The organism is Mesorhizobium temperatum, assembly GCF_002284575.1.
In the GTDB taxonomy this organism is placed as follows: Bacteria; Pseudomonadota; Alphaproteobacteria; order Rhizobiales; family Rhizobiaceae; genus Mesorhizobium; species Mesorhizobium temperatum.
In genome coordinates, this window is the sequence record NZ_NPKJ01000046.1 from 1 (window position 1) to 10,452 (window position 10,452).

11 protein-coding genes and 3 tRNA genes are annotated in these 10,452 nt (G+C 61.3%); 6 read left to right on the forward strand and 8 right to left on the reverse strand.

Features of this window, described 5'->3' with window-relative positions:
* Nucleotides 1–654 (reverse strand): GTP-binding protein (locus tag CIT26_RS15250; RefSeq protein WP_143747852.1); only part of this gene is annotated, 654 nt, incomplete at its 3' end.
* A 305-nt stretch (nucleotides 655–959) separates the two neighbouring features.
* Here CIT26_RS15250 and CIT26_RS15255 point away from each other — a divergent pair.
* Together CIT26_RS15255 and CIT26_RS15260 are read left to right on the forward strand one after the other, a co-directional pair.
* Nucleotides 960–1,847, forward strand: coding sequence for a DMT family transporter (locus tag CIT26_RS15255; RefSeq protein ID WP_095493355.1), 888 nt, complete (start codon nucleotides 960–962; stop codon nucleotides 1,845–1,847).
* Between the two features lie 65 nt (nucleotides 1,848–1,912).
* Nucleotides 1,913–2,359, forward strand: a complete 447-nt coding sequence (locus CIT26_RS15260) for a GFA family protein (RefSeq protein WP_095493356.1) — start codon at nucleotides 1,913–1,915, stop codon at nucleotides 2,357–2,359.
* Nucleotides 2,360–2,484: 125 nt separating this feature from the next.
* Here the strand turns inward: CIT26_RS15260 and CIT26_RS15265 are convergent.
* Both CIT26_RS15265 and CIT26_RS15270 read right to left on the reverse strand, forming a co-directional pair.
* Nucleotides 2,485–2,558 (reverse strand) — tRNA-Gly (locus tag CIT26_RS15265).
* 71 nt (nucleotides 2,559–2,629) lie between these two features.
* A tRNA-Tyr gene (locus CIT26_RS15270) sits at nucleotides 2,630–2,714 on the reverse strand.
* Between the two features lie 199 nt (nucleotides 2,715–2,913).
* Between CIT26_RS15270 and CIT26_RS15275 the strand changes: the two genes are divergently transcribed.
* Both CIT26_RS15275 and CIT26_RS15280 read left to right on the forward strand, forming a co-directional pair.
* Nucleotides 2,914–3,780 carry a TrmH family RNA methyltransferase gene (locus CIT26_RS15275; RefSeq protein ID WP_095493357.1) on the forward strand — a complete coding sequence of 289 codons (867 nt, stop codon included), beginning with the start codon at nucleotides 2,914–2,916 and terminating at the stop codon, nucleotides 3,778–3,780.
* The gene (locus CIT26_RS15280; RefSeq protein WP_095493358.1) at nucleotides 3,770–4,333 is read left to right on the forward strand and encodes a hypothetical protein; all 564 of its coding nucleotides are present in this window, start codon (nucleotides 3,770–3,772) and stop codon (nucleotides 4,331–4,333) included. The genes CIT26_RS15275 and CIT26_RS15280 overlap by 11 nt, the downstream gene beginning before the upstream one ends.
* Before the next feature lie 40 nt (nucleotides 4,334–4,373).
* Here CIT26_RS15280 and CIT26_RS15285 read toward each other — a convergent pair whose 3' ends face one another.
* From CIT26_RS15285 to gcl, 3 genes are all read right to left on the reverse strand, one after another.
* Entirely contained in the window at nucleotides 4,374–5,258 is an 885-nt protein-coding gene (locus tag CIT26_RS15285) for a 2-hydroxy-3-oxopropionate reductase (RefSeq protein ID WP_095493359.1), read from the reverse strand.
* A 191-nt stretch (nucleotides 5,259–5,449) separates the two neighbouring features.
* Complete coding sequence (gene otnI / locus CIT26_RS15290) at nucleotides 5,450–6,247, reverse strand: 2-oxo-tetronate isomerase (RefSeq protein ID WP_095493360.1); 798 nt, start codon at nucleotides 6,245–6,247, stop codon at nucleotides 5,450–5,452.
* A gap of 200 nt (nucleotides 6,248–6,447) precedes the next feature.
* Nucleotides 6,448–8,229: a glyoxylate carboligase gene (gcl, locus tag CIT26_RS15295; RefSeq protein WP_095493361.1), complete on the reverse strand. Its 1,782-nt coding sequence runs from the start codon at nucleotides 8,227–8,229 to the stop codon at nucleotides 6,448–6,450.
* Between the two features lie 203 nt (nucleotides 8,230–8,432).
* On the opposite strand from gcl, the gene bhcR reads away from it, so the two are divergent.
* Complete coding sequence (gene bhcR / locus CIT26_RS15300) at nucleotides 8,433–9,266, forward strand: HTH-type transcriptional regulator BhcR (protein WP_095493363.1); 834 nt, start codon at nucleotides 8,433–8,435, stop codon at nucleotides 9,264–9,266.
* 80 nt (nucleotides 9,267–9,346) lie between these two features.
* On the opposite strand, the gene CIT26_RS15305 is transcribed toward bhcR, so the two are convergent.
* Both CIT26_RS15305 and CIT26_RS36615 read right to left on the reverse strand, forming a co-directional pair.
* Nucleotides 9,347–9,655, reverse strand: a complete 309-nt coding sequence (locus tag CIT26_RS15305; protein WP_095493364.1) for a BA14K family protein — start codon at nucleotides 9,653–9,655, stop codon at nucleotides 9,347–9,349.
* A gap of 196 nt (nucleotides 9,656–9,851) precedes the next feature.
* Nucleotides 9,852–10,019 (reverse strand): hypothetical protein, encoded by a 168-nt coding sequence (locus CIT26_RS36615; RefSeq protein ID WP_095493362.1) that lies wholly within the window; start codon nucleotides 10,017–10,019, stop codon nucleotides 9,852–9,854.
* A gap of 151 nt (nucleotides 10,020–10,170) precedes the next feature.
* Here CIT26_RS36615 and CIT26_RS15315 point away from each other — a divergent pair.
* Nucleotides 10,171–10,245, forward strand: a tRNA-Thr gene (locus tag CIT26_RS15315).
* Nucleotides 10,246–10,452 lie beyond the last annotated feature (207 nt).

Consider the following 10,452-nt stretch of genomic DNA (forward strand, 5'->3'; position numbering starts at 1 on the left):
GATCGAGAACACGTCCTCGATCGGCATCAGGAACGGCTTGTCCAGCGGACGAACCGGCGTCGGGATGTAGTCGTCGACCGCAGCCATCAATTCGCGGATCGAATCCTCGCCGATCTTCTTGTCGGAATCTTCCAAAGCGGCAAGTGCGGAACCCTTGACGATCGGAATGTCGTCGCCGGGGAACTCGTTCTTGGTCAAGAGCTCACGCACCTCGAGCTCAACCAGTTCGAGCAGCTCGGCGTCATCGACCTGGTCGACCTTGTTCAAAAACACCACGATCGACGGCACACCGACCTGACGGGCCAGCAGGATGTGCTCGCGGGTCTGCGGCATCGGGCCGTCGGCGGCCGACACAACCAGGATCGCGCCGTCCATCTGCGCGGCACCGGTGATCATGTTCTTCACATAGTCGGCGTGGCCGGGGCAGTCGACATGGGCGTAGTGGCGGGCGGCCGTCTCGTATTCGACATGCGCCGTCGAGATGGTGATGCCGCGCGCCTTCTCTTCGGGCGCCGCATCGATCTGGTCGTAGCGCTTGTATTCGCCAAAATACTTGGTGATCGCCGCCGTCAGCGACGTCTTGCCATGATCGACGTGGCCAATCGTGCCAATGTTCACATGAGGCTTTGTACGCTCGAATTTACCTTTTGCCATAGTCTCTTTCCTTGGACGGCCTGGACCTTCAGTTCAGTCGAATGCGGGGCGATTAGCGACTGCGGCCGAAAAACACAAGTGCCTTGTGGCCGGGGCTTTCTCACCCGGTCTGAACCCATGATCCGGTTTTCGGGGATGTGGCGCGGATATAGGAACGAACAAGAAGGAATGGAATGGCCGAAGATAGGTTCCGCGGGTACCGGCATTCAGCGGGTGGACATCGCCGCTTCCGCCTGTCCGCTTGCCGGATTTACAGCCGGATCTGGCCCATTGCCGGTGTGACGCCGGTCTGATTTCCTGATCCGATGCATTTCATTCCGATCGCCATCCGCGGCCCGCTGTTCATGATCCTCTCGACCGGGTCCTATGTCGCCAACGACACGATGTTGAAGCTGGCGACGGTGGGGCTGCCGCCCTATGAAGTGCTGTTTTTGCGCGGGACGGCGGCAACGCTTTGGGGCATCCCGTTGCTGTTTGCGCTGGGCTACGCCAAGCAGATCCCGCTGATCCTCGACAGGAGAGTGTTGCAAAGAAACCTGCTCGAGCTGGCGGCAATCCTTTGCTACGTGGTGGCGCTCGCCAACATGCAGATCGCCGATTCGACCGCCCTGGGGCAGATCACTCCCCTGCTCATGTTGATTGGCTCCTCTATCCTGTTTCGCGAACGGATCGGGGGCCTGCGCATGGCGCTGATCGGGCTCGGCTTCATCGGAGCGGTGATGGTGGCGCAGCCGACCATGCAGGGAATCTCGGTCTACGCCTTGCTGGCGCTCGGCAATGCGGCATTCGCCGCCGCGCGCGATCTCGCCGGGCGCCGGGTCGCCGCCGATGTGCCTGGCATGATCGTCGCAATTTCCGCGGTGGTGGTGGTGCTGGTCGGCTCAGGCGTCGCGCATCTGCTGTCGGAGCGTTGGGTGACGCCGGAGGCACATCATTTGCTGCTTATGGCCGGGGCCGGATTGTTCCTGATCTTCGGCCACTTCTTCATCTTCATGGCCTATCGCGCCGGGCCGACCGGGGTGGTGGCGCCATTCTATTACTGCTTCACCGTCTGGGCGGTCATTTCGGGGCTGGTGGTGTTCCGGCAATTGCCGAACGCGCTGGCGATCAGCGGCATCCTGCTGGTGGTGGCCAGCGGGCTGACCATCGTGTCGCTCGACGAGCGTAGGCGCCGACTGACCGTCGTCGCATAATTTGGGCAGTGGTGACCAAACCAACGGTTACACCACAATTTCAACTTGGCCGCTGTCCGCAAAAAATGGAGAAACCTGTGACAAGCAAGGAGAATGCCGGCAACCGCATGCTTGCCGGAAAATGCCTGTGCGGCGCCGTACAATACGCGGTGGCCGACGAGTTCATCTACGCCGCCAACTGCCACTGCTCGAACTGCCGGCGCACCACCGGTTCGGCCTTCAAGCCGTTTGCCGGCATCGAGCGTGAGAGACTGAGCCTGACCAAGGGCGAGGACAACCTCCTGATCTTTGGCGAGGAGACCGGCCATGACACGCGCTGCAAGACCTGCGGCTCATTGCTCTATTCGGTCGTCCGCGACGGTGCTTTCGTGCACGTCGCCATGGGAACCCTTGTCGACGAGCCGACCATCCGTGCGACGCAGCACATCTTTGTCGGCTCCAAGGCGAAGTGGTTCACGATCGCCGACGACCTGCCTCAATATGAAGAGCATGTCGCCGGAGGCGCCGACTGAAGACCTGGCGATGTGGATGACGGATTTGCCGCTCAGGCACTACAGAACCGCCACAGACAGTGACACGCAGTGACACGGCGCATTTTCAAGGAAGTTATTTTCGATAATGACTTCAACAGCATGCTTGGAGCGGGTAGCGGGAATCGAACCCGCATATTCAGCTTGGAAGGCTGCTGCTCTACCACTGAGCTATACCCGCGCCTCTCGCCCGAAAACCGCTATGCACTTTTCGGTCCGATGCTTTGCGTTTCAGGGCTTCCGGGCCGGCAGTGGTGGAGAGGGTTGGATTTGAACCAACGTAGGCATAGCCAACGGATTTACAGTCCGTCCCCTTTAACCACTCGGGCACCTCTCCAGTCTGCCGCCGGAGCCATGCAACGAGGCATCGACGCGTCGCGACCGCGTGAGCAGCCCTTCGCGAAGCGCCTTATGGCGGCAGCGCCCAAAACTGTCAACCGCAACGTCCCGGCAAAACGCGCTGAATTTCTTGACGACCCGCCGAGCAGGGTATCCGGCTGTATCCATAGACAGACGACACGGCTATAGAACCGGCCATGAGGAACGACAACAAGCCCAAGACCCCGAAAGACACCCACTATGCCAAGCTGCGCCGCGCGCATCGCGACGAGAAGAGCGGCGGCGCGCCGGCGTTCAGGCCGCGCCAGCCGATGCCGCCAGGTGAGACAGCCGCGGACGGCCTGGTGCGGCTTTACGGCCTGCACACGGTGCGGGCGGCACTCGACAATCCGCGCCGGCGGATCAAGAAGATGCTGGTGACGCGCAACGCCGCCGAGCGGTTGGCGATTGCCGACCTCGCCGCCCTGCCCTTTGAGACTGAGATGGTCGAACCGAAAGACATCGACAAGGTCACCGGCTCCGATGCCGTGCATCAGGGCGTGCTGATCGAAGCCGAGCCGCTAAAACCCAAGCGCCTCGATGCGCTCGGCGACACCACGCTGGTGCTGGTCCTCGACCAGGTTACCGACCCGCATAATGTCGGCGCGATCCTGCGCTCGGCGGTCGCCTTCGGCGCCGGCGCGTTGATCACTACGGCGCGCCACAGCCCGCATGAATCCGGCGTGCTGGCAAAGTCGGCCTCCGGCGCGCTGGAGCATATCGACCAGATCGAGGTGAAGAACCTTGCCGACGCGCTCGGCCAGTTGCACGAGGCCGGCTTCCAGACCATCGGCCTCGATTCGGACGGACCGGCGGAACTCGAAAAGAGTTTTTCGGGAGAAAAGATCGCGCTGGTGCTGGGCGCCGAGGGCAAGGGCCTGCGCCAGAAGACCCGCGAGACGGTGACGACGCTCGCCCGGCTCGACATGCCCGGCACCATCCGTTCGCTCAACGTGTCGAATGCCGCAGCGGTGAGCCTTTATGCGGCGCACGCTCATCTCAAGAGTCTCCAAAATGGCGAATGACGACGACCAGAATTGGGTGTGGCTGAATCGCCATTCGTGGCGCCCAGACATGACAACCAGAGAGCAGATCGTCGACGACCTCGAGAAGCTGTTTTTACTTCAGTACCTGTCCAACCACGTATCGCTGTCGTGGCAGCGTTTCCACGGGTACTGGCGCGAGGCGCACAGGGCCGAGATCCGTGACCTTAAGCTCGTTCTCAGTTTGAACGAGTTCAAAACCAAAGAACTTGTGCTTCGTCGCCTTTTCCTCGCGGTGTTGCTATCGAGCATACTCATTTTGATATTAATTTTGTTTTCTAAGACCCCCAGCGCCGTGAGCGGCAAATTTGGAATTGGGCAAAACCAAATTTATTTCACAATCGCTGGAGCCATACTCTGTCTTTGCCTCCTCTACAGAAATATATTTGTAGCGCAAACGCTGGTTGTCGGGGTCGTTGGCCTGTTTCTTATGTCGATCTTTGCGGCACTGCCATTCCTGTCTCTAGCAATTATGATGCTTGGTATCTTGCTTCTCTATCTTGTTGCGAAATGGCGGGCCAACCCGTCGTATTGATGCCTCCATCGGTGTTGCGGGTACAACCAAGCGACCGATCTCACTCCACCTCATGTCCCGCCATTCGCTCCAGCGCCCTGACCAGCGCCGAGTGATCCTCCTTGGCGCCGCCATTGGCCGCGCAGGAGTTGAACAATTGCTGCGTGGTCGAGGTGTTGGGTAATGCCACGCCGAGCGCTTTCGCCCCTTCCAGCGCCAGGTTGAGATCCTTCTGGTGCAGTTCAATGCGAAAGCCCGGCGCGAAGCTGCGTTTGATCATGCGCTCGCCATGCACTTCGAGGATGCGCGAGGCGGCCAGCCCGCCCATCAGCGCTTGTCGCACCTTGGCCGGATCGGCGCCGGCTTTCGACGCAAAAACAAGCGCTTCGGCGACCGCTTCAATGGTCAGCGCAACGACGATCTGGTTGGCGACCTTGGTGGTCTGGCCGATACCGTTGGGGCCAACCAGCGTGATGTTCTTGCCCATCTTCTCGAATACCGGCCTGGCGCGCTCGAAGGCCTTTTCCTCGCCGCCGACCATGATGGTCAGCGACGCGGCCTTGGCGCCGACCTCGCCGCCCGACACCGGCGCATCGAGATAGTCGCAGCCGAGGTCGTTGATCTTCTTGGCGAATTCCTTCGTTTTGATCGGCGAGATCGAGCTCATGTCGATGACCAGCTTGCCCCCGGTCAAACCCGAGGCGACACCGTTTTCGCCAAACAGCACCTCGGCCACCTCAGGCGTGTCGGGAACCATGGTGATGATGATGTCGGCGGCACGTGCCACGGCGTGATGGCCGGTGACGGTCTTCAGACCCTTGGCGACGAGATCGGCCGGCGGTTTCGAGCGATGGTCGCTGGCGACGACTTGATAGCCGGCGTCGAGCAGATGCCCCGCCATCGGCGCGCCCATGATGCCGAGGCCTATGAAACCGATGGTGTCCATTGATGTTCTCCCTGGTATTTTCCTTGTTAAGGCCGCGTTCCTTCGCGTCCCCCTCTGGCCTGCCGGCCGCTTTCGCCAATTTTCGAGGTTTAGAAAGTTACAAGCCGACGCCGAAACTGCCGATCTCCCCACCCGTGGGGGAGATGGCCGGCAGGCCAGAGGGGGGCGCGACGGAACGCGAGTTCAAACCCCTACGCCGCCGCACTGCCCTGCCCGGCAAACTCCCGGAACCAACCCAGCCCGACTTCCGTGCCGGCCTTCGGCTTGTACTCCGCCCCGATCCAACCGGTATAGCCGATACGGTCAATGTGACTGTACAGAAAAGGAAAATTGATCTCGCCCGTCCCCGGCTCATGACGGCCGGGATTGTCCGCAAGCTGGATATGTGCGATGCGGCCGAGGTTTGCCTCGATGGTGCGGGCGAGATCCCCCTCCATGATCTGCATGTGATAGATGTCGTATTGCAGGAACAGGTTCTTCGAGCCGACGCGGTCGATGAGCGCCAGGGCCTGGTCCGAATAGTTCAGGAAGAAGCCCGGAATATCGCGCGTGTTGATCGGCTCGATCAACAGCCTGATGCCGGCCTGCGCCAGCTTCTCCGCTGCGAAAGCCAGGTTTTCGGCGAAGACATCTTCCATCACTGAACGCTCGACGCCTCGCGGCGCGATGCCGGCGAGGCAGTTGATCTGTTCGCAACCCAGCGCATGCGCGTAGGTGATCGCCTTGGCGACGCCTTGCCGGAACTCGGGAACACGATCCGGCAACACCGCAATGCCGCGCTCGCCCTTGCCCCAATCGCCGGCCGGCAGGTTGAACAGCACCTGCGTCAGGCCATTCTTCTTCAGCCTCGCCGCCACGACATCGGGCGCATGGTCATAAGGGCCGATATATTCGACACCCCTGAAGCCGGCGCCAGCGGCGGCATCGAAGCGATCGAGGAAATCGTGCTCGCCAAAGAGCATCGAGAGATTGGCTGAAAAACGGGGCATTCTTTTTTCTCCTTGTTTTCGCCCGGCCCAAGCTGTGGTGAGATTCAGGTCAGGCCGAGCCGGAGTCGAAGACGGGCGCGAAGCGACCAAACTAGGTGGGTTCCAAGAACCGGAGCGGAGCGTACTTTTTGGTACGTGAGCACCGGAAGTACCAAGAAACCGCCGTTTTCAGGCCGGCATCACCTGAATATCAGCACAGCTTAATCCAGCATGACGATCGCCGTGGGGGCGTCTTCGTGGTGTTCGGCAAGCTCTTCGAACTCGGTGATCTTGTCGATTTCCGTGCCCATCGAAATGTTGGTGACGCGCTCTAAGATGAATTCAAGCACGACGGGAACCTGGTACTCCTTCATCAGGCGCTGCGCATGCTTGAACGCGCCGGCGAATTCCTCCGGCCTGCGCACCCGGACCGCCTTGCAGCCCATGGCCTCGGCGACAGCAACATGGTCGACGCCATAGCCAGCCTCGGGATCGTCTTTCCGGTTGACGTTTTCGAAGGCGAGGCTGACCTCGAAATCCATCGAAAAGCCGCGCTGCGCCTGGCGGATCAGGCCGAGATAGGCGTTGTTCACGACGACATGGATATAGGGCAATCTGTGCTGCGCGCCGGCCGCCAGCTCCTCGATCATGAACTGGAAATCATAGTCGCCGGAAAGCGCGACGATGTTTCGCTGCGGATCGGCGGCGCGAACGCCAAGTGCGGCCGGCAGCGTCCAGCCGAGCGGACCGGCCTGGCCGCAATTGATCCAGTTGCGCGGCTTGTAGACATGCAGGAACTGCGCGCCGGCGATCTGCGAAAGCCCGATCGTGGTGACATAGGTGGTGTCGCGGCCAAATGCCCTGTTCATCTCCTCATAGACGCGCTGCGGTTTCAGCGGCACCTGGTCGAAATGCGTCTTGCGCTTCATCGTCTTCTTGCGGCCCTGGCATTCTCTGGCCCAGCCCGACCAGTCGCGCAGTTTCCGCGCCGTCTTCCATTCGGTGGCGACGTCGAGCAGCATTTTCAGTGCCGCACCGGCATCCGAGACGACACCAAGATCCGGCGCGAAGACACGGCCGATCTGGGTCGGCTCGATGTCGACATGGATGAATTTTTTGCCCCTCGTGTAGACGTCGACCGAGCCGGTATGGCGGTTGGCCCAGCGGTTGCCGATGCCGAAGACGAAGTCGGCCTCGAGCATCGTCGCATTGCCGTAGCGATGCGACGTCTGCAGCCCGCACATGCCGGCCATCAGCCGATGGTCGTCGGGAATTGCGCCCCAGCCCATCAGCGTCGGGATCACGGGTACGCCGGTGACTTCGGCGAACTCGATCAGCAGATCCGAAGCATCGGCGTTGATGATGCCGCCGCCGGCAACGATGACAGGCTTTTCGGCCGCGTTGAGCATCGCCAAGGCTTTCTCGGCCTGGCTGCGTGACATTGCCGGCTTGAACGGCACCAGCGGCTCATAGGCATCGATGTCGAACTCGATCTCGGCCAGTTGCACATCGACCGGCAGATCGACGAGAACCGGCCCCGGCCGCGACGAGCGCATCAGGTGGAACGCCTTCTGCAGCGCCATCGGCACCAGGTAGGGTTCCATGACGGTGACCGCCCATTTGGCGACTGGCGCGGCGATGGCGGCGATGTCGACGGCCTGGAAATCCTCCTTGTTGAGACGCGCCCGCGGCGCCTGGCCGGTGATGCAGAGGATCGGGATGGAATCGGCCGCGGCCGAATAGAGCCCGGTGATCATGTCGGTGCCGGCCGGGCCCGAAGTGCCGATGCACAGGCCGATATTGCCTGACTTGGCGCGTGTGTAGCCCTCGGCCATGTGCGAGGCCGCCTCGACATGGCGTGCGAGGATATGGCGGATGGTGCCCCTCGCCTTCAACGCCGAATAGAACGGGTTGATGGCAGCGCCCGGCACGCCGAAGGCGCAGGAAATACCTTCCTTTTCGAGAACGAGAACCGCTGCGTCGACTGCGCGCATCCTGGCCATATCAGCCTCCACGGAATGTGTTGATGGCCGAGAATGCCAGTGCGGCGACTATTTTTCAATTTTTTCAGAATATTTTTTCATTTCTAAGAAACGGCGGCTACATCATGATTTTATTGAATTTTCAGTTTTCCATGAAATTGACGTGGCAAATTAATGAAAAACTTTTTTATTGCGCATTTGGCGAAGTCGGCAAGAATGCCGCCATGGAAACGACTGAAAAACGCCAGCGCGGGCGGCCGCGTGCCTTCCACGGCCCGTCCGACACCGCTTCGGTGCAGTCGCTCGACCGGGCGCTGCGCATCCTGGCCATCGTCGCCGACGGCAGCGGTCTGTCGCTGAGCGAGATCGCCGCGCAGAGCGGCCTCCCCGCCTCCACCGCCTACCGCATGCTGACGACGCTGGAAAACCACGGCATGGTCGAGTTCGACAGCACCGACCAGCTCTGGTCGATCGGCGTCGAGACTTATCGCATGGGCGCGGCGTTCCTGCGCCGCCGCAAACTGGTCGACCGCGCCCGCACCGTCATGCAGGAACTGATGGAGAAGACCGGCGAGACCGCCAATCTCGGCGTCACCGAGGACGATTGCGTCGTCTTCGTCAGCCAGGTCGAGACGCATCAGGCGATCCGCGCCTTCTTCCGGCCGGGCACGCGCAGTTCCTTCCATGCGTCGGGCATCGGCAAGGCGGTGCTGGCGCATCTCGAGCCGGAGCGCGTCGGCGCCATCCTGCGTCGGGCCGGGCTGGAGCGCTTCACCGAAAAGACGCTGTCCGACATCTCGGCGCTGGCCCGCGATCTGGTGACGATCAAGCTGCGCGGCTGGTCGGTCGACGACGAGGAGCGGCACCCCGGCATGCGCTGCGTGGCCGCCGCCATCTTCAACGAGTTCGGCGAGCCGATCGGCGGCGTGTCGGTTTCGGGACCGACGGTGCGGGTGACGCCGGAGCGACTGGCCGAGATCGGTCCGCTGGTGCACGATGCGGCAGCGGCGGTGACGAAGATGATCGGCGGCAGGACACCCCATGGCCTGACGCCGTAAGCGCGGGCGGGCAACCCTCCAGACAAAGAAAAAGGGGCGGTGGGGTGCCCCTTCTTCCGGTTGCCTGAAACGGTCCTCTCTCAAAGCCGGCAGCGATGACGGTAGCCGTCGTAGCCGACAAAGGTGTCGGAGTACGGATCGTAGCTCTGATAGCGGTTGAGGCAGCGCCGGACGTGCCACGAACCGCCGTTCTCCTCAATGTAGACGGTGCGCGGCTGGGCGAGCGCGGTGCCGAGCAGGAAGCCGCCGACGCCGGCGGCGATGCCGATGCCAAGATGCTTGTTGTGACGGTGCTTGTGATGGGCGGCCGAAGGCTGAACGGAGCCGGCCAGCATGGCGGCGGCGACAGTGGTGGCGATGAAGCCGGAAACGATGGTGCGCTTGAACATGACGATCTCCTTGCTGCGCTGTGAGAGGCGATCCATCCGCCTCTTGCCCATCAGTCGTTGCAGCAAGAAAAAAGGTTCGACGGTTTTTTGGATTTTTTCGAAAGCGCAAAAGCGGCAAGTCTGAACAGGGTTTGCAGCCAGGCGTGCAATTACGACCGGCGAAGAGCGCCGGTCGGCAGTCCGCCGGCGGGAGGCCTCAGCCCATGCCGGTGATGTGGCGCAGCCAGAAGGCAAGCGCGATGAAGCCGATGATGGTGGTGACGCCGGTCCAGTCGACATTGGCGCTCTTCAAAACCTTGATGAGCTTCACCAGGAGAATCCAGGCCACGACGACGACCAGCGCAATGACGACAAGTCTGATCATGCGATACCCTCGCCCATGCGATTGCACCTTGGATCAATATAGGAAGCGAATTGGCCGTTTTCAGGATGTCCGCGCCGGCCGTTCCGGCGCGTTCGCCAGCAAAACAGAGTTTTGTCCTTACTGGCGCAACATATGCCAACCGGAGCGCCGTGCCTTGTAGCTCAGCTGGTAGAGCAGCGGTTCCGTAAACCGAAGGTCGGCGGTTCTATTCCGTCCTGGGGCACCAGCAAAATCAAATACTTAATAGAAATAATCCGGGCATTTGTCTTGTTCTTCCACAGTAAGGGTAACGACACGGGGTAACCAGGCGTACATGCTAATCAAGCTCCAAAAAGATATATGTCCCTGAAGGAGGTCGCGTCCCTACAGGTGGTGTAGCTCGGCGGTAGCGAAGCCGCTCGCGAGCGCGCCCTCGATAGCGCTGTAGCGAGCG